Source organism: Pseudomonas cichorii (assembly GCF_003700275.1).
Lineage (GTDB): Bacteria > Pseudomonadota > Gammaproteobacteria > Pseudomonadales > Pseudomonadaceae > Aquipseudomonas > Aquipseudomonas cichorii_B.
Map to the genome: position 1 here is coordinate 37505 of NZ_RBRE01000004.1, position 18937 is coordinate 56441.

An 18937-nucleotide genomic window follows, 5' to 3' on the forward strand; every position below is an offset into this window, starting at 1 on the left:
AGTCGCGACAAATGTTGCACACACCTTAGCACGACAGGATCGGAGCAAAAAAAACGGCGCGTAAGGGGGTTACGCGCCGGTTGCCAGGGGGGAGTGGCAAGTCTGTCGAAAGTGGCCGGGATCAACGCACCAGGCAAGGCTGCTTGTTGTTGAATTCCCAGTTCGGAATCAGGAACTGCATGGCCGCCGCATCGTTGCGTGCGCCCAGGCCCATGCCTTTGTACAGCTCGTGGGCCTTGTTGAGTTGGTCCATGTCCAGTTCGATGCCCAAGCCCGGTTTTTTCGGAACCTGCACGTGACCGCCGATGATCTGCAGCGGTGCCCTGGTCAGGCGCTGGCCGTCCTGCCAGATCCAGTGAGTGTCGATGGCGGTGATATCGCCCGGTGCCGCAGCGGCGACATGGGTGAACATCGCCAGGGAAATATCGAAATGGTTGTTGGAGTGCGAGCCCCAGGTCAGGCCCCATTCATTGCACATCTGCGCGACCCGTACCGAGCCCTGCATGGTCCAGAAATGCGGGTCGGCCAGTGGGATGTCGACCGATTGCAGCTGGATCGCATGACCCATTTCACGCCAGTCGGTGGCGATCATGTTGGTGGCGGTCTTCAGTCCCGTGGCGCGGCGGAACTCGGCCATGACTTCGCGACCGGAGAAACCGTTTTCCGCACCGCACGGATCTTCTGCATAGGCCAGCACATGATGCTGGTCGCGGCACAGGCGGATCGCCTCCTTCAATGACCAGGCGCCGTTCGGGTCCAGAGTGATGCGTGCGTCCGGGAAGCGTTCGGCCAGAGCGGTCACCGCTTCGATTTCTTCATCGCCGCGCAGCACGCCGCCCTTGAGTTTGAAGTCCTGGAAGCCATAGCGGCTGTGCGCGGCTTCGGCCAGGCGGACCACCGCTTCTGGAGTCAAGGCCTTCTCATGGCGAACCCGGAACCAGTCGTTATCGGCGTCCGGCTCGCTGCGATAGGGCAGGTCGGTCTTGTGTTGATCGCCGACATAAAACAGGTAGCCGAGCATTTCCACCTGATCGCGCTGCTGGCCTTCGCCGAGCAGGGCGGCCACCGGCACTTCCAGGTGCTGGCCGAGCAGGTCGAGCAGGGCGGCTTCCAGTGCGGTCACGGCGTGGATGGTGATGCGCAGGTCGAACGTCTGCTGGCCGCGGCCACCCGAGTCGCGTTCGGCGAAGGCCTGGCGTACATCGTTGAGGATCTTCTGATAAGTGCCGATGCTGCTGCCGACCACCAGTGAGCGGGCATCTTCCAGGGTCTGGCGAATGCGCTCGCCGCCGGGTACTTCGCCAACGCCGGTGTTACCGGCACTGTCCTTGAGAATCACGATATTGCGGGTGAAGTACGGACCATGCGCGCCGCTGAGGTTGAGCAGCATGTCATCGTGACCGGCCACGGGTACGACTTGCAGGCTGGTGATGACAGGCGTCTTGTGTGCAATCTGAGTAGTCATGAGGCAATCCTGTAAAAATGCTCGGGCGGACGAGTGATCAATGGGGCGCCGAGGTCTGCACGGCGGCAACCGGTGTCGCGCCGGGCTTGGGTGTATTGCGGGCGGCGAAGACGATGATCGCGGCAATGATCGAGGTCGCGGTCAGGCCATAGAGCCCGCCCTGAATCGAACCGGTGTTCTGTTCGAGAATGCCGAAGGTGGTCGGTGCCACGAAGCCGCCGAGGTTGCCCACCGAGTTGATCAGGGCGATTACCGCTGCGGCGATCCGGGCATCCAGATACGCTTGCGGGATTGGCCAGAACAGTGACGATGCCGACTTGAAGCCCAGTGCTGCGAAGCAGATGGCGACAAAGGCGAAGATCGGGCTGCCGGTGGTCGACAGGAACATGCCGGCTGCGGCGATCAGCAGGGCAATGGCGACCCAGGCTTGCTGGTTTTTCCATTTCCCCGACAGCGAAGCAAAGGCGTACATGCCGATGATCGACAACAACCATGGGATCGAGTTGAACAGGCCGACCTGGATATCGTTCAGGTCACCCATTTTCTTGATGATGCTGGGCAGCCAGAAGGTTGCTGCGTAGATGGTCAACTGGATGAAGAAGTAGATCAGGCAGAACAGAATGATCTGGCTGTCCTTGAGCAGCTTGCCCAGCGACGGTTTGATCGGGCTTGCCGCTTCACGGGCCAGTTGCTCGTCGTCGATGGCCTTGACCAGAGCATCTTGCTCGGCGCGGGTCAGCCACTTCGCATCGTGCGGCTTGGAATCCAGCCAGAACCAGACAAAGAAGCACAGGCCTACCGAGAACATACCCTCGATGAAGTACATCCACTGCCAGCCTTTCATGCCCAGGCCGTTGATCTGCAGCAGCAGACCCGACAGCGGACCGGCAATCAGCGAGGCAATGGCCGAGCCGCTGAGGAAGATGGCAATCGCCTTGCCTCGCTCCACGCCTGGCAACCAGCGGGTGAAGTAGTAGATCACGCCTGGAAAGAAGCCGGCTTCGGCCACGCCGAGCAGGAAGCGCAGGATGTAGAAGTGGGTTTCGTTCTGGATGAAGGCCATGCACGAAGCAACGATGCCCCAGGTGAACATGATGCGGGTCAGCCAGATACGTGCGCCGACCTTTTGCAGCAAGAGGTTGGAAGGCACCTCGAACAACGCATAACCGATGAAGAACAGGCCGGCGCCCAGGCCATAGGCCGCAGCACCGATGCCCAGATCATGCTCCATGTGCGAGCGCACGAAGCCGATGTTCACCCGGTCGATGTAGTTGACGATAAACATGATGACGAAAAGCGGCAGGACGTGGCGTTTGACCTTGGATATGGCCGAACTCAGGGTCGGATCGAGGCCGCCCGCCATCCCGGGATTGGATGTGTTCACTGTTGAATCTCCCACTCGTTGTTTTTATGCGGGTATTTGCAAGATGTGTCCCTTGCATTGTCGGTCATCATACAAGTAAAAGTGCGTTGCGCAAGTCCCTTCGTCGCTGGATATGCAGCGTTTTTTTGTTTTTACAGAGGGTGTATTTGTGCTGAATGACATTGTATCTGGCAGGCTGATTATGGCTTTTAAGCCTTTATTTGTTGGGTTTAGTGGGTTTTTACCGAAGGTTTTGCTTCGAGGCAGGCGAAGATGGACTTGCCTGAGAGTGCAGTAAAAAATATTGAGTGACTGAAGATGCCATATTTGGCTTTTATGATAACTTGTCTGACAAGTTAAACAAGTCCGGATGCCATATCGAATGGGCGTGCCGGGCGCTTTGCGGTGTTATGATCCGGCCCATCGCAAGGCTTGGCTTCACTGTTTCAGACAAGTGAAAAGGCCAGGCCCCGGTGTTTACAACGTCTGTTCAGGACCTGAGCATCATGCAAGAACCCAGCATCGCGCCGTCAAAACGTCGTCAACACAGCCTGGCTACCGACCTGGTCACCGAGCTCAGCCAGCGGATTCTGCTGGGCAAGATTGCCCCCGGACAAAAGCTGCCCTCGGAAAACGAGATCGTCCGCGAGCATGGCGTCAGCCGCACTGTGGTGCGCGAGGCGATTTCCAAGTTGCAGGCCTCAGGGCTGGTGGTGACCCATCACGGTGTCGGCACTTTCGTGCTGGAGCGCAACGACCAGACCGGGCTGCGCCTGAAGGTCGAGACGGTTTCCCGGGTGCGCGACATCCTCGAACTGCGCATCGGCCTGGAAACCCAGGCGGTGGCCCTGGCTGCGCTGCGCCGTACCGACGAACAACTGGCCGCGATGCGTCAGGCGCTGGATGACTATCAGGACTTGCTGGCCAACGAAGACAGTTGCGTGGAAGCCGACAAGCGCTTTCACATGCTGATCGCCGAGGCCACCGGCAATCCCTATTTCATTGAAATCATGCAGCACCTGGGCAGCGCAATCATTCCCCGCACCCGCATTGCCTCAAGTGAACGCGCCGGCGCCAACCTCGCGCACCATGGCTATCTGGCCAACCTTGAGCACGAAGCCCTGCTCAGCGCCATCCGTCGCAAGGATCCCGACGCAGCACGAGCCGCCATGTGGACTCACCTGAGCAACAGCCGCGAACGCCTGGTGCCGCTGGAGTAGATATCGGATTATGCGAGGCGGGCTTGCCCGCAACGGCGGCCTCCCGGATACAGACAATCGCGCAACTTGCAGGCACACTCCAGACCTCAATAAATCCAAAATCGTATCCGCATGCCCAGCCAATCCACACCTTTCCTGCCGCAGGACTCCACCCATGTTCGCCCTTGACCGAGCGCTGGCTCAGGACATTGTCGACCGGGCCATGGCGATTCTTCCCTACAACGTCAATGTCATGGACTACCTGGGCATCATCATCGGCAGCGGTGACCCGGAACGTTTGTGCACCCGGCATGAAGGCGCTCAACTGGTCCTGGCCAACAGCCGGGTGGTCGAAATCGATTCCCAGGCAGCGCTGCACCTGGGCGGCGTCAAACCCGGCGTGAACCTGCCGCTGATGCTCGACCACAAACTGGTCGGCGTGCTCGGCATCACCGGTGAGCCGGATGAGGTCCGGGTCTACGGCGAGCTGGTGCGCATGACCGCCGAAATGCTCATGGAGCATCGTCGTCAGCAGGCCGATCGGCAGTGGCGCCTGCAGCGCAGTGAAGACCTGCTGGCCCGTCTGTTATTGCCGGACTGCCCGGACAGCCTGGTGGATGAAGCCCTGCAATTGGGCCTGCAACCACAATTGCCGCGTCAGGCGGTCTTGCTCCGCCTGGCCGAACAGACTTCGACGGCCGGCCAACTGGTGGCCTGGCTCAATGGGCGTTACGCCGACAGCTGGTGCGTGATGCGCGAGCCCACGTTGCTTTACTGGTGCCGGGCGCAGGGCAAGGATCGTGACGATGCATTGCTGCTCAAGCAGTTCGACGAACATGGCTGGCCCGTGCTGCAAATGGCCACCGCAGAGCAATCGACCGATCTGACCTCGCTGCGTCAGGCCTGCGCTGCGGCGCGGGATCTGCTGGATTACGCCACTCAGGCGCGCCCCGGGCAACGTCTGCTACGCCTGGAAGCCTATCGTCTGCCAGTACTGTTCTGGCGCCATCGGCATGACTGGCTGGCCCTGGAGGTTGCCGAACCGATTGGCCGTTTGCACAATCACGGCCCGTTGCTGGAAACCCTGTGTAGCTGGTTCGAGTACAGCGGCGAAAGTCAGGCCTGTGCCGAAGCCTTGGGGATTCATCGCAACAGCCTGCGTTACCGGCTGGAAAAGATCGCCGAACTGACCGGTTGCGACCCTTACAAGACCGATGACCTGTTGCGCCTGTATCTGGGTGTGCAAATGACCGTACGCTCGGGCTGAACAGCGGTTTTGTTCAAATGACCGATAACCGTCGGCATTCATTGTGCGAAGGTCAGGCGGAAAATCCATGACAGGGTGAGAACATCCCTGCATCGGATATGGAGAACAACAATGAAAATCGTCATCGCCCCCGACTCTTTCAAGGACAGCCTCAGTGCCCAGGCGGTCGCCACTGCGATTGCCAGCGGCCTTGCCGAAGTCTGGCCCAATGCCGAACTGATTGAATGCCCGATGGCCGACGGTGGCGAAGGCACCATCGAAGCCGTGTTGGCGGCCTGCAACGGCCAGTTGCTGAGCGCCGAAGTCTGCGGTCCTCTGAATAATGCCGTGCAGGCCCACTGGGGCTGGTTGCCGGAAAGCCGCACCGCGATCATTGAAATGGCCATGGCCAGCGGCCTGCAATTGTTGAGCCTCGAACAGCGCAACGCCTGCATCACCACCACCTACGGCACTGGCCAGTTGATTGCTGCGGCGCTGGATGCCGGAGCGCAGCGGGTGATCCTGGCGATTGGCGGCAGTGCGACCAACGATGCCGGCACCGGCATGCTTTCGGCGCTCGGTGCGCGTTTTCTCGATCGTGATGACCAGCCGCTGGCGCCGGGTGGCCTGGCTTTGGCGCAACTGGCTCGGGTCGACCTCAGCGGCTTTGATCCGCGCTTGGCCGATGTGCGTTTTGAAATCGCCGCCGATGTCGACAACCCGCTGTGTGGCCTCAACGGTGCTTCGCATATCTTCGGCCCACAGAAAGGCGCATCGCCCGAACAGGTTCTGGCGCTGGATGCGGCCCTTGGGCATTTTGCCGATCTGTCCGTGCAGGCGGTCGGCCAGGACCTGCGCGACAGTCCCGGCAGCGGTGCGGCTGGCGGCATGGGGTTTGCCGCCAAGGCCTATCTCGCCGCTTCATTCCGTGCCGGCGTGGAAGTGGTGGCGGACCTGACCGGTCTGGAGCAGGCACTGGCGCAAGCGGATCTGGTGATTACCGGAGAAGGGCGCTTCGATGCCCAGACCTTGCGCGGCAAGACCCCGTTTGGTGTGGCCAGGGTTGCGGCGCGCCATCAAGTGCCGGTCATTGTCCTGGCTGGCACTCTGGGCGACGGTTACGAGCGCTTGTACGAACACGGCATCAGCGCCGCTTTCGCACTGGCCAGCGGCCCGATGAGCCTCGACCAGGCCTGCCGCAATGCAGCCGCTCTGCTGCATGACCGGGCCCGCGATCTGGCGCGGGTGTGGAGCCTGGCGCGGGGTTGAGGGGCAAACGATGGGCAGACTGTATCGGGCGTAAAAGCCCGATGTGGTGCGGGTTGGGCGCTGCCGACCGCACAAGTAACCGCACAAGTAACCGCACAAGTACCGCACAAGTAAAATGATCGCTTTCAGCCTTCCTGACTCATCAGCTTGAGCTACTTACCGCCCCCTGAAACCCGGCGCCGCCGTGCTGTCTCGCAGTGTCAATTCATAGGGCAATACGATATGGCGCTGCTCGATGGTTTTCTTCTCGATCAAGGCGATCAGCATTTCCACGGCGGTCTGACCGAAAGCTTCGGCTGGCTGGGCGATGGTGGTCAGGGGCGGGTCGCAGTAGGCGGCCAGGGGAATGTCGTCGAAACCCACCAGTGAAAGGTCTTCGGGCACGCGCAGGCCTTGTTGCTTGATGCGTTTCAGGGCGCCGATGGCCATTTCATCGTTCTCGCAGAACAGCGCGGTGGGCCGTTCGGGCAGTTCCAGTATCGCAGTTGCGCCGTCGTAACCGGCCTGCAGGCTGAAGTCGCCGTGACAGATGAGCGTGGGGTCGAAGGCGATACCGGCCTGTTCCAGTGCGTCGAGGTATCCGGCGACGCGGTCGCGGGTCAGGGGGCTGCTTTTCGGGCCCTTGATCAGGCCGATACGCCGATGCCCCAGGCCGATCAGGTGTTCGGTCATGGCCTTGGCAGCAGCATGATTATCAAGGCTGATGGTCGGATGGCGACCCTCCTTGATCACTTCACAGGCGTTGACGATGGGCGGCAGGTCGACGCCGGGCGAGGGTGTGTCGAACGGGTCGAAGGCGCGCAACTGGATCACACCGTCGGCCTGGTGGGCATACACCAGCTCGGCAAATGCCCGCTCGGTTTCCTCGCATCCCTGGGTGTCGCACAGGAGTACCCGGTAGCCGGCTGTCTGGGCGGCCTGTTGGGCGCCACTGATCACCCGGGCAAAGAAACTGTTGGCGATGGCCGGCACCAGAATCACCAGATTGGCGGTCTTGCGCGAGCGGAACTGCACGGCCATGAGGTTGGGTCGATAACCGGCCTGTTCCACGGCAGCATTGACCTTGTCGCGGGTGTCGGGCAACACGCGCTCGGGTGACTTGAGCGTTCGGGAGACGGTTGCTACCGAGACACCTGCCAGCCTGGCCACTTCACGGATATTGGACAAAACCACCTCGTTTCAGACTGCACGGTCCGAGAGCTTACCGCAGGTTGACGCTACACCGAAATCTGCGCAATTGCCGATTCCGGGTTTGACACCCGACGCCAGCGGGTTTAATTTCCCGTCATGATGTAACCGGTTACATTGTTCGCCGGATCGAATACTTGCCCTGCCTCCCACAGAGAAGATTCACGATGAATGCAGCAGTGCCAAAAATAAGAATGGGCTTTGTCGGTGGCGGTGAAGGTGCCTTTATTGCCCAGGCGCACCGTCAGGCCGCAGGTCTTGATGGGCGTTATGAACTGGTATGCGGTGCCTTCAGTCGCGATGCACAGAACAACCGCCAGACCGGCGAAAGGCTGGGTCTGCCTGCATCACGCTGTTATGCCGACTGGCAGCACATGCTTGATGCCGAGCGGGAGCTGCCCGCCGAGCAGCGCATGGAATTACTGATAATCGTCACCCCCAATCATCTGCATGCTCCGGTGGCCAGCGAGGCGTTGAGTGCCGGTTTTCATGTGTTCAGCGAAAAGCCTGCCGCGTTGAATCTGGCCGAGTTGCTGGCCTTGAAGGAGGTGGTCGCGCGCAGCAACCGTCTTTATGGCCTGGCCCATACTTACCTGGGTTATCCGATGGTCTGGCAGGCCCGGGAAATGGTGCGCAGTGGCGTCATCGGCGAGTTGCGCAAGGTGATTGTCGAGTACCCGCAAGGCTGGCTCAGCCAGGATACCAGGAGCAAGCAGGCCGACTGGCGTGGTCAGCCCGGGCAGTCCGGATTGGGCGGTTGTATCGGCGATATCGGTACGCATGCCTTTTCCCTGGCGGAGTTCGTTGCAGGCCAGCCGATCAGACAACTGTGCGCGATGCTCGGCGTACACATTGAAGGCCGACAACTGGACGATGATGCCTCGATGCTGTTCAAGATGGCTGAAGGCGCCAGCGGTGTGTTGATTGCCAGCCAGGTCTGCGCCGGTGAGGAAAATCCGCTCAAGATTCGCCTCTACGGCAGCAAGGGTGGCCTGGAATGGCAACAGGAACAGCCCAACAGCCTGATCCATCGCAGCCTCGACCAGCCATTGAGCGTCCTGCGCTCCGGGGTCGGCCAGCCCTGGTTGTGTGAAGCCGCTCTGCAGCGTATGCGTTTGCCGGCCGGGCATCCCGAAGGCTATCTGGAAGCCATGGCCAACCTTTATGGCGATTTCGCTACGGCCATTCGTGCTCAGGTCAGCGGCAACGAAGCCGCTGGTGTTCCTGGCATCGAAGTCGGATTGCGCGGCATGGCCTTTATCGAAACCGTGATCGCCAGCCATCGTGGCGAGGCCAAATGGACTGAGCTGGTCTGCACCCAGGGAACACAATCATGAAACCGGATAATCAGGCATCTACAGGGATGCGCGGGCCGGGGATCTTTCTCGCCCAGTTCATGTCCGCGGAAGCACCTTTCGACACCCTGGCCAATATTGCCCAATGGGCCGCTTCCCAGGGTTACAAGGCCATCCAGTTGCCGACCCTGGGCACGCAGTTCATCGACCTGTCCCGCGCCGCTGAAAGTCAGAGTTATTGCGATGAATTGAAAGCGGTCTGTGCCCGGGCCGGTGTCGAGATCAGTGAACTGTCGACGCATCTGCAAGGCCAGTTGGTGGCCGTGCATCCGGCCTTCGATACGCTGTTCGACGACTTTGCCCCGGCCCATTTGCGCGGACAACCACAGGCCCGTACCGAGTGGGCCATCGAGCAGTTGAAACTGGCTGCGCGGGCCAGCCAGCGTTTGGGGCTGACGGCACACGCGACCTTTTCCGGGGCCTTGCTATGGCCCTACGTTTACCCATGGCCGCAACGCCCAAATGGTCTGGTCGAGCAAGGCTTTGCCGAACTGGCCAAGCGCTGGTTGCCGATCCTGGAGTGTTTCGAGGAGGCGGGCGTCGACCTGTGCTACGAGATTCATCCTGGCGAGGACCTGCACGACGGCGCCAGTTTCGAGCGTTTTCTGCAGGCCGTCGATCATCATCCGCGGGCGACCATTCTGTATGACCCGAGCCATCTGTTGCTGCAGCAGATGGATTATCTGGGCTTCATCGACCGCTATCACGAGCGGATTCGCATGTTTCACGTCAAGGATGCCGAGTTCCGTCCGGACGCCCGCTCGGGTGTGTATGGCGGCTATCAGGGCTGGGTCGAGCGCCCCGGTCGTTTTCGCTCGCTGGGCGATGGCCAGGTCGATTTCAAATCGATCTTCAGCAAGCTGACCCAATACGATTTTTCCGGCTGGGCCGTGCTGGAGTGGGAGTGTTGCCTCAAGGATTCGGCACAGGGCGCGGCACAGGGCGCGCAGTTCATCCGCCAGCACATGATCGACAAGACCCGAAAGGCCTTCGACGACTTCGCCAGTGTGGCATCCGACGAGCGTTCCAACCGTCGGCTACTGGGATTGCCCGACGCCTGACTCCGCCGCTGTTTAACACTATAAAAATAAAACGGTGACTGTTATGACCAAGATGACTGCGCGTCTAAGCGCAATGATGTTCCTGCAGTTCTTTATCTGGGGGGGCTGGTTCGTCACCCTGGGCACCTTTCTTTCCACGACCCTGGGGGCCAGCGGAGGACAGGTCGGCATGGCGTTTTCGACCCAGTCCTGGGGCGCGATCATCGCGCCTTTTGTCATCGGCCTGATCGCTGACCGTTACTTCAATGCCGAACGGATCCTCGCGGTGCTGCATCTGCTGGGCGCGGTGCTGCTGTATCAGCTGTACCGGGCGCCGGATTTCAGCCAGTTCTATCCGTACCTGCTGGGCTACATGATCATCTACATGCCGACCCTGGCGCTGGTCAATTCGGTGGCATTTCGGCAGATGCGCGACCCGGCCCTGGAATTTGCCCGCATCCGGGTCTGGGGCACCATTGGCTGGATCGTTGCCGGTCTGGTGATCAGTTTCGTGTTTGCCTGGGACTCGAAGGACGCTATCTCTTCCGGCGCGTTGCGCAGCACTTTCCTGATGTCATCGATTGCCTCGCTGGTACTCGGACTCTACAGCTTCAGCCTGCCAGCGACACCCTCGCAGAAAGCCGCGGACGGCGGCGGTTTCCGACAGATGCTGGGGCTGGATGCCCTGGGCCTGCTGAAGGATCGCAGCTATCTGGTGTTCTTTATCGCTTCGATCCTGATCTGCATTCCGCTGGCGTTCTACTACCAGAACGCCAACTCGTTCCTGGCCGAAATCGGTGTTGCCAATCCCACGGCGAAAATGGCGATGGGTCAGGTTTCCGAAGTGCTGTTCATGCTGCTGTTGCCGCTGTTCATTCACCGCTTCGGCATCAAGGTCGCCTTGATGGTCGGCATGCTGGCGTGGGCCTTGCGTTATCTGTTGTTCGCTTACGGCAACAATGGCGACCTGGCCTTCATGTTGTTCGCGGGCATCGCCTTGCATGGCATCTGTTATGACTTCTTCTTTGTCTCTGGGCAGATCTACACCGATGCCAAGGCTTCGGAGCGCTTCAGAAGCTCCGCTCAAGGGCTTATCACGCTGGCTACCTACGGCCTTGGCATGTTGATCGGCTTCTGGGTTGCCGGTCATGTCTCGGATTATTACGCCACTTCCGATGGCCATCACTGGCGCAGCATCTGGCTATTCCCGGCGACTTTTTCACTCGGTGTCGTGCTGGTGTTTCTGCTGGCTTTCCGCGATGCGCGACCGGCCGCTGTTTCGCTTTCCAATCCTGAACACATCAAAAATCAATAAATAAAGGAAGTTGCCATGCGGTTAATGAAGTCTGTCTTGCTGTCAGCAATGTTCGTCGGGATTACCCTTGGAGGCTCAGCCGCAATGGCTACGCCGCCGGTGAATGCCTACAGCCCGATTGCGCTGCAAATGTATACGCTGCGAGATGCCGGTACGCTTGAGCAGCAATTGGCCATGGCCAGGAGCGCGGGGTTTCGTTCGGTCGAAGTGGTGGGCAATCAGGGCGTGACGGCCAATGAACTCAGGTTCCTGCTGGACAAGTATCAGCTCAATGTTATTTCGTCCCACGAACAGCTGGCAGCCCTGCGCAACAACCTTCCTGCCACGATTGCCTTCAATCAGGCGATTGGCAACCGGGTTCTGGTCTTGCCCTGGCTTGAACTGGCCGACCGCCCGACCGATGCAGCAGGCTGGCGCAGGCTGGGTGCCGAACTGGACCGATTGGGTGCCAGGCTGCGCGATTACGGCATGAAGCTGGCCTACCATAACCACGATTTTGAAATGAAAGAGTATCAGGGCAGGACCGCTCTGGAGTGGATGGTCAGCGCTAGCAAGCCCGAGAATCTGTGGCTGGAGGTCGATGTGGCGTGGATTTCCCGTGGCGGCCATGATCCGGCGCGTTTTATTAGAAAGTATGCCAGTCGACTGTTTGCCATCCATGCCAAAGACAATTCCGGCATTGGCGTGCGCGACGATGAGCGCAACTTCGCACCATTGGGAGAAGGGCTGCTGAACTGGAAGGAGATCATTCCAGCCTATGAGAGAACCGACAAGCCTCTCTATATCGTCGAGCATGACCTGCCCAAGGATCCGGCTGCCATCATCACAACCTCCCGGCGCAACCTGATTGCCGAACTGGCTGCCGAGCGGCAATCCCACAAATGACAGCGTAAGTTCTGGCTGTACGGAGCCTGGTAAAACAGGCTCCGTCGTAGCACCGCAAAAATGATGGCACTCGGCTCTCAAGAAGCGTCTTGCCGAGTCGATATGCTGGGTGGTTGTCTGACAACGTTGCTCCAACTGCCTTCTAAATATAAAAGAGCTGCCGCCATGAACTTACGCAAATTGACTATTGCTCGCCGTGCGGGCCTGGGTTTTACCCTGATCTCCCTGCTGGTTGCATTGTTGGGCTGGTTCGCACTGGTGCAGATGTCTGCGATTCGCCAAAGCGAGATCGCCGTTGAAACCAACTGGCTGCCGAGCATGCGCGTGGTCAATGACATTCGCGAAATCATGTTGCGCATCCGGACCATTTCCCTGCGTATGGCGCTGGACCCGGATCCCAAGAGTATTCCGACCTATCGCGGCCAGATGGATGTGCGTAATCAGGATCTGGTCAAGAAGCTCGATGTTCTCGACAAGTTTGTCGACACACCTGAAGAAAAAGTCCTCGCCGATCAGTTCCGCACCAGCCTGGCTGAATATCAGAAAGCCCTGGAGCGCTCGTTTGTGCTCGCTGGCCAGAACGACACTGCTGGCTTGAACAAGCTGCTGCTGGTCGATATGAAAACCATCGTCGATGGCTCGGGCAAACAACTGAGCGACATGTCCGAGTTCTACAATCAGAAGGTCGATGCCGAAGGCAAGGCCGCCGAAATTCAATATGACCAGTCACGCAACATCGTGATCGGCTTCGTCATCCTTGCCGCGCTGGGCACCATCTGCCTGGCCCTGTTGCTGACCCGCAGCATCGTCAGGCCGCTGGAAAAAGCCGTTTCCGCTGCCGAATATGTCGCCCGCGGCGACCTGACCCATGACATCGTTGTCGATGGCAGCGATGAAGTCACTCGTCTGCTGCGTGCGCTGGAGCAGATGCAAGGTGGCCTGCGTACGGCCATGCGCAATATCAGCAGCTCCGCGACCCAGCTGGCATCGGCAGCGACCGAACTCAACTCGATCACCGAAGACAGCTATCGCGGCCTGAACCAGCAGAATGCCGAGATCGATCAGGCGGCCACGGCCATCAACGAAATGACCTCGGCCGTAGAAGAAGTGGCGCGCAATGCGGTGTCCACTTCCGATGCGTCCAATCATTCCAGCACTTCGGCCAAGGCCGGTCAGGCGCGGGTAATCGAGACCGTACAGTCGATCCAGACCCTGACCGACAACGTGCAGGCCACTTCGGCACTGGTGCAGAACCTTGCCGATCAGTCCCAGGACATCGGCAAGGTGCTGGATGTGATCCGCTCGATTGCCGAGCAGACCAACCTGCTGGCCCTCAACGCAGCCATCGAAGCGGCGCGTGCGGGCGAGTCCGGCCGTGGCTTCGCGGTGGTGGCCGATGAGGTACGCGCACTGGCGCATCGTACCCAGCAGTCGACCCTGGAAATCGACACCATGGTCAGCGCCATGCGCAATGGTTCGTCGCAGGCCCTGGAGTCGATGATGACCAGCCGTGACCGCGCAGGCTCCACGCTGTCGCTGGCTCAGGATGCCGGTGAGTCGCTGAGCGAAATCACATCCTCGATCAACCAGATCTCCGAACGCAATCTGGTCATCGCCAGCGCTGCCGAGGAGCAGGCTCAAGTGGCGCGTGAAGTGGACCGTAACATCGTCAACATTCGCGATCTGTCCATGCAATCGACCCAGGGCGCAAACCAGATCAGCGCTTCCAGCCATGAGCTGTCGCGCCTGGCTGCGGACCTCAATCAGGTCGTGTCCAACTTCAAGGTCTGAAACAGATCCTGCACAGGTCCGCTTGCTGCTGACCGACCGTGGCGCGCATTATTGCCCACGGTCGGACAGACCACCGGTAAATTTCTTATCGTTGGAGGCAGCATCGCGTCATGGACAATAATTACAACTTCAGCAGTTGGCTGCTTTCGCAACGTCATCATCAATGGCTGGCGCAGGAAGGCATGCGCCTGCTGACCTTTGCCAAGGCTTCCCGGCTGGAAAACGGTTTCGGCAGTCTCGACGACTATGGCCGTCTCATGGTCGGTGCCACGGCCCAGACCATGAACACCGCACGCATGACCCACAGTTTTGCCATGGCCCACGCGCAAGGCATTCCTGGCTGCGCGGCGCTGGTCGACCACGGCATTGCGGCCCTGGCGGGGCCACTGCGCGATGCCGAGCATGGTGGCTGGTTCAGCGCGGCCCTGGAGGAGGGCGGCAAGACCGACAAACAGGCCTATCTGCATGCCTTTGTCGCCCTGGCCGCCAGTTCTGCCGTGGTGGCCGGACGGCCTGGCGCCCAGGCGTTGCTGTCCGATGCGATACACGTCATCAATAGCCGTTTCTGGAGCGATGAGGAAGGCGCGATGCGCGAGTCCTTCGCCCGTGACTGGCAGGGTGAGGAAGCCTATCGCGGCGCCAACAGCAACATGCACAGTACCGAGGCTTTCCTGGCCCTGGCGGATGTCACCGGCGACGGGCAATGGCTTGAGCGGGCGCTGAGCATTGTCGAGCGAATCATTCATGGCCATGCCGCGGCCAATGACTTCAAGGTCGTCGAGCATTTCAGCCAGTCCTGGCAGCCGTTGCCCGACTATAACCGCAACAATCCCGCCGACGGTTTTCGTCCGTTCGGCACCACGCCGGGGCATGCCTTCGAGTGGGCGCGGCTGGTGCTGCATCTGGAAGCGGCGCTCAAGCGCGCCGGTCGTGCGGCTCCGGACTGGTTGCTGGACGATGCCCGCCAGTTGTTTGCCAATGCCTGTCGGTATGCCTGGGACGTCGATGGCGCACCGGGGATTGTCTACACCCTCGACTGGGAAAATCGCCCGGTAGTACGCCATCGTCTGCACTGGACCCACTGTGAAGCGGCGACCGCGGCGGCTGCATTGCTGCAACGCACCGGTGAGAAACAGTATGAGGACTGGTATCGACTCTTCTGGGAGTTCAACGAAACCCTGTTCATCGACCATGAACACGGTAGCTGGCGTCATGAACTCAACGAACTGAACGTGCCGAGTGCTGATATCTGGCCGGGCAAGCCGGACCTGTATCACGCCTATCAGGCCACGCTGCTACCGGTCCTGCCCCTGGCGCCCAGTCTGGCCAGTGCCCTGGCCGGTGTCGACTGAGCGTCTACAGGCCAATCAATGGGCCGGCACCTGCTTGTGGGTCAGGCGGATGATCTGCCTGGCCAGGAAGCTGCCGGTCAGGATCACCCCGAACAGGCGCAAGGTCTGCATCGCAATCACGAAACCCACGTCGGCATGGGTGTCGATGGCAATGATCGCCATCGCATCCAGACCGCCGGGGCTGGTGGCCAGATAAACCGAGAGGTAATCCTTGTCGAGCATCACGGCAATCAGCCAGGCCGAAAGGGCACACAGAACGATCAGCAGCATCGAGGCGAAGATCATCATCGGCAGACGCCGCCAGACGTAGCTGATGGTCGGCCGGTCAAAGCGCAGGCCGATGTAGCAGCCAATCGCGCCATATCCCATGGCCAGCAGCCAGGTGGGAATGGTGATCTGCAACAGACCGCTCAACTGCAACACACCGCCGAGCATCAGCGGTACCAGCAACGCACCTGCCGGCATCCGCGAACCCAGCAGCACACCGACCACGATCACACCCAGACTCAGGCCCATATCCAGCAGATTCATGCCGTGGACAGCCACTTCGCTGCTGTGCAGGTCGGCACCGCCGTCGGGCACGCCCATCAGGCGGCTGACCAGCGAGCCGACCACCACGACGCACACCACGCGTACATATTGCATGGTGGCGACCACTCGTGAATCGGCGCCGTAGTCTTCGGACATCGCCACCATTGCCGAGGCTGCGCCGGGCGAAGTGCCCCAGGCGGCGGTGTTGCTGGGGATCCCGGCAAAGCGCACCAGCACCAGCCCGACCACCGCGCTGAGCAGCACCGTGATGATCGTGGCGAACAGCATCACATGCCAGGACTGCATGGCGGTGATCAGCACGCCCATGGTCATGGCGTGGGCGATCAGTACGCCGACAGCGCCCTGGCCCAACTGGAAGAGCTTTTTATTCATGCGGATGGTGGCGCCCGACACACCAAAACCGATGGCAACCAGCATCGGACCGAGGAACAGCGCCGCAGGAACGTTCAGGTATTTGAGAAACTGGCCGAAGGCGCCTGCGATCAGGAGCAGGCTTGCCCATTGGGCCAGCGGAGACAGCGAGGATAAAGACAGGTTTGCAACACGTGGCAAGGAGATTCTCCCAGACTTTGGCCGGTCAGGAGCTGATCGGACAGGTCAAGTATCGACATTGCAATCGATCAAGTCTATTTTCTAATAATCATGAATTGATAACTTTGGTTGATAGATATGGACCTGCGGGACCTCACGTACTTTGAAACCATCGCCGAGCTGGGGCATCTGGGACGTGCTGCGGAAAAACTCAATCGCAGCCAGCCGGCATTGACCAAAAGTATCCAGCGCCTGGAAGAGTCGTTCGGTACGCGGCTGTTTCAGCGCGACGGGCGGCGTATCAAGCTGACCCCGGTTGGTGAGCTGCTCCAGGCCCGCGGCAAGGAATTGCAACAGAGCATCGCCCAGACCCGGCGCGAGGTACGGGATTTTGCCAGTGGCATGGTCGGTAATATCCGTGTGGGCTGTGCGGCAACCATGGCCGAGTACCTGATGCCCAAGCTCGCCTCGGCCTTGCTGCAACGCACACCGGACGTGACCATCAAGCTGGTGGTCGGCCAGGACGATCTGCTCGGCGAATCGCTGCGTTCGGGGCAACTGGACATGATTATCTGCTCGCTGATTCCTGACGATGAGCACGTGATCAGTTATCCGATTCTTGAGGACGAGGCGGTGGTGATTGCCAGTGAACATCACCCGATTTTCCGGGCGCCGCTGCAGATGAGCGATTTGAATGCCTACCGTTGGGTATTGCCGCCTGTCGGTGTCTCGTCGCGTAAATGGCTGGATGCCACTTTTACCGCCCACGACCTGCCGTTACCCGTGGTGCAGATCGAGGCGAATTCGATTTCCCTGCTGCCGGGCCTGATTGCCCGGAGCAATCTGTTGAGCTTTATTGCCAGGGAGTCACTGGAATTCGGCAAGAACATGCAACATCTTCGCGAGGTGCCGCTGGAGCAGACCACCATGAAACGCACCATCGGCGTGACGCAACGCAGAGACGGCTACCTGTCTCCTGCGGCGCAGAGCATGTTGCAGATGCTGCGTGATAACGGCGGCGAGTTCTTGAGCTGGCGCTGAGATTTTGCGCTTTGCTTCGTGGCTGCGTTAGCCTGTATTCATGCGGATGCGTAGGACGCATCTGATTTCATTGGAAAAACAGGAGCAAGACAAAGATGCATACCTCTTCATTCATCTCCACTGTCAGTCCCACGCTGCATTTGGGCGGTGACCAATCGCCCCTGAACGATGCCGATGCCGATGAAGACAATGATCCGGAAGGTTATCTGGACCTTGAGATCCTTGGCCTGGATGACTTCATCGATGCCGACAAACTCGATCCGGTGATTACCGGGGATATCGGTTCTTCAAGCCTCGGTTGATATGTCGGCAGACACCGTGTTGGGCGGGTTCACTCGCTTGGAAGCGTTGAAGTGCGCCCCGCAAGTTGGATGCCGGCCGCTTCAATGCCAACGGCGATTACAGTGGGGTAAACAGGTGGCCAAATCCAGAGGACGCCGCGATAACAGAAGCGCTGCTGCTTTACGGGCTAAAGGTGGAGTGGGGCGTACAAGTACGCGTACTCGCTCAATGGGCGTAATTGGCGTATTGATCGCGATTTTGCTGCCGGTGGGGCTGCTGATTGTGATCTCGTCAAAGTACCCGACCATGATAGAGCGCAGAATGGAAGCTCGTGATCGCGAGCAAGCGACAAGCGTAATGCCACGGCAGTCTCAGACCACTATCGAGATCATAAAGCCTGATGGCACGCAGATGGATAATGTCTACATGCAGCGCAACTGAGATAACCCGGATATGAAGCATGTCTTGCCGGGCTTTCATTGGTCGATGAGCTTTCGCGAATGAATTCGCTCTCGCGCAGTTTGTGTATTCAGGAGCGGGCCAGATAACGGGCCAGTGCCTCGACCCCTAACTCTGCACTCGAACTGTTTCCCGCCCAGGTGCAGGCAAGCATCAGGTTACGCGGCAGGTCGAAGTCTTCAACGAAAAGACCCTGGCTGTCGTAACCCTTGGCATCGTGAGGCACCAGTTCACGCAAGGACGCCACCGGCTCGAAATAGCCCCACACCGGTTTGTCCAGCGCCACCGCCATGCCGACCTCGAACGCGGTGCCGGAGTCAGGTTCCAGCCCGCGAAACACATTCAGGTTGGCGAGCACCGCAGTGCAGCGCTTGATCATTTCGATATTCATGGTGCAGATCAGTTGTGCCGTCTCGCGAGGCGGGAGGCCAGGCGTTACCTCGTTGTCGAACGGGTACAGGCCTTCAAGGCCATGGGCGGCACACAAGGCCTTCAGATAGCGGCCATGTTCGATGGCGTCCTTTCTGAATACATCGAAACCGGCGAGATAAACCAGCGGCGCTTGCATATCCGCTCCTTGGCGAAGTAAAGATTCTGCCGAGTT

General features: G+C 59.7%; 17 protein-coding genes and 1 pseudogene. 13 read left to right on the forward strand and 5 right to left on the reverse strand.

The window, feature by feature from the left end; translation table 11 throughout:
* Positions 1-121: 121 nt before the first annotated feature.
* Together gudD and ALQ04_RS01105 are read right to left on the reverse strand one after the other, a co-directional pair.
* The gene (gudD, locus tag ALQ04_RS01100; protein WP_122313827.1) at positions 122-1465 is read right to left on the reverse strand and encodes a glucarate dehydratase; all 1344 of its coding nucleotides are present in this window, start codon (positions 1463-1465) and stop codon (positions 122-124) included.
* A gap of 37 nt (positions 1466-1502) precedes the next feature.
* Positions 1503-2828, reverse strand: coding sequence for an MFS transporter (locus tag ALQ04_RS01105; protein WP_122313829.1), 1326 nt, complete (start codon positions 2826-2828; stop codon positions 1503-1505).
* 506 nt (positions 2829-3334) lie between these two features.
* Here ALQ04_RS01105 and ALQ04_RS01110 point away from each other — a divergent pair.
* From ALQ04_RS01110 to ALQ04_RS01120, 3 genes are all read left to right on the forward strand, one after another.
* Positions 3335-4048: a FadR/GntR family transcriptional regulator gene (locus tag ALQ04_RS01110; protein ID WP_122313831.1), complete on the forward strand. Its 714-nt coding sequence runs from the start codon at positions 3335-3337 to the stop codon at positions 4046-4048.
* A gap of 154 nt (positions 4049-4202) precedes the next feature.
* The gene (locus ALQ04_RS01115) at positions 4203-5294 is read left to right on the forward strand and encodes a sugar diacid recognition domain-containing protein (protein ID WP_122313833.1); all 1092 of its coding nucleotides are present in this window, start codon (positions 4203-4205) and stop codon (positions 5292-5294) included.
* A gap of 111 nt (positions 5295-5405) precedes the next feature.
* Positions 5406-6542 carry a glycerate kinase gene (locus tag ALQ04_RS01120; RefSeq protein WP_122313835.1) on the forward strand — a complete coding sequence of 379 codons (1137 nt, stop codon included), beginning with the start codon at positions 5406-5408 and terminating at the stop codon, positions 6540-6542.
* 156 nt (positions 6543-6698) lie between these two features.
* Here the strand turns inward: ALQ04_RS01120 and ALQ04_RS01125 are convergent, their stop codons facing one another.
* Positions 6699-7709: a LacI family DNA-binding transcriptional regulator gene (locus tag ALQ04_RS01125; RefSeq protein ID WP_122313837.1), complete on the reverse strand. Its 1011-nt coding sequence runs from the start codon at positions 7707-7709 to the stop codon at positions 6699-6701.
* Positions 7710-7897: 188 nt separating this feature from the next.
* Between ALQ04_RS01125 and ALQ04_RS01130 the strand changes: the two genes are divergently transcribed.
* The 7 genes and pseudogenes from ALQ04_RS01130 (at position 7898) to ALQ04_RS01155 (ending at position 15468) form a co-directional block, all read left to right on the forward strand.
* Positions 7898-9067, forward strand: a complete 1170-nt coding sequence (locus tag ALQ04_RS01130; RefSeq protein WP_122313839.1) for a Gfo/Idh/MocA family protein — start codon at positions 7898-7900, stop codon at positions 9065-9067.
* Between the two features lie 26 nt (positions 9068-9093).
* A complete protein-coding gene (locus ALQ04_RS01135; RefSeq protein ID WP_122313841.1) occupies positions 9094-10146 on the forward strand; it encodes a sugar phosphate isomerase/epimerase in 1053 nt (350 codons plus the stop codon).
* Between the two features lie 43 nt (positions 10147-10189).
* Positions 10190-11440 carry a nucleoside permease gene (locus tag ALQ04_RS01140; RefSeq protein WP_122313843.1) on the forward strand — a complete coding sequence of 417 codons (1251 nt, stop codon included), beginning with the start codon at positions 10190-10192 and terminating at the stop codon, positions 11438-11440.
* A 15-nt stretch (positions 11441-11455) separates the two neighbouring features.
* Positions 11456-12325 (forward strand): sugar phosphate isomerase/epimerase, encoded by an 870-nt coding sequence (locus tag ALQ04_RS01145; RefSeq protein ID WP_122313845.1) that lies wholly within the window; start codon positions 11456-11458, stop codon positions 12323-12325.
* Positions 12326-12490: 165 nt separating this feature from the next.
* Positions 12491-13258, forward strand: a pseudogene (locus ALQ04_RS27530) (MCP four helix bundle domain-containing protein); the annotation flags it as partial.
* 18 nt (positions 13259-13276) lie between these two features.
* Positions 13277-14116 (forward strand): methyl-accepting chemotaxis protein, encoded by an 840-nt coding sequence (locus ALQ04_RS27535; RefSeq protein ID WP_409077224.1) that lies wholly within the window; start codon positions 13277-13279, stop codon positions 14114-14116.
* Between the two features lie 110 nt (positions 14117-14226).
* A complete protein-coding gene (locus tag ALQ04_RS01155) occupies positions 14227-15468 on the forward strand; it encodes an AGE family epimerase/isomerase (RefSeq protein ID WP_122313849.1) in 1242 nt (413 codons plus the stop codon).
* A 15-nt stretch (positions 15469-15483) separates the two neighbouring features.
* Here ALQ04_RS01155 and ALQ04_RS01160 read toward each other — a convergent pair whose 3' ends face one another.
* Complete coding sequence (locus tag ALQ04_RS01160; RefSeq protein WP_122313850.1) at positions 15484-16572, reverse strand: AbrB family transcriptional regulator; 1089 nt, start codon at positions 16570-16572, stop codon at positions 15484-15486.
* A 117-nt stretch (positions 16573-16689) separates the two neighbouring features.
* On the opposite strand from ALQ04_RS01160, the gene ALQ04_RS01165 reads away from it, so the two are divergent.
* From ALQ04_RS01165 to ALQ04_RS01175, 3 genes are all read left to right on the forward strand, one after another.
* Positions 16690-17592 (forward strand): LysR family transcriptional regulator, encoded by a 903-nt coding sequence (locus tag ALQ04_RS01165; RefSeq protein ID WP_122313852.1) that lies wholly within the window; start codon positions 16690-16692, stop codon positions 17590-17592.
* Between the two features lie 95 nt (positions 17593-17687).
* Positions 17688-17894, forward strand: coding sequence for a hypothetical protein (locus ALQ04_RS01170; protein WP_122313854.1), 207 nt, complete (start codon positions 17688-17690; stop codon positions 17892-17894).
* A 208-nt stretch (positions 17895-18102) separates the two neighbouring features.
* Positions 18103-18315 carry a hypothetical protein gene (locus ALQ04_RS01175; RefSeq protein WP_122313855.1) on the forward strand — a complete coding sequence of 71 codons (213 nt, stop codon included), beginning with the start codon at positions 18103-18105 and terminating at the stop codon, positions 18313-18315.
* 88 nt (positions 18316-18403) lie between these two features.
* Here the strand turns inward: ALQ04_RS01175 and ALQ04_RS01180 are convergent, their stop codons facing one another.
* The gene (locus tag ALQ04_RS01180; protein ID WP_122313857.1) at positions 18404-18901 is read right to left on the reverse strand and encodes a nucleoside 2-deoxyribosyltransferase; all 498 of its coding nucleotides are present in this window, start codon (positions 18899-18901) and stop codon (positions 18404-18406) included.
* Positions 18902-18937: the final 36 nt, after the last annotated feature.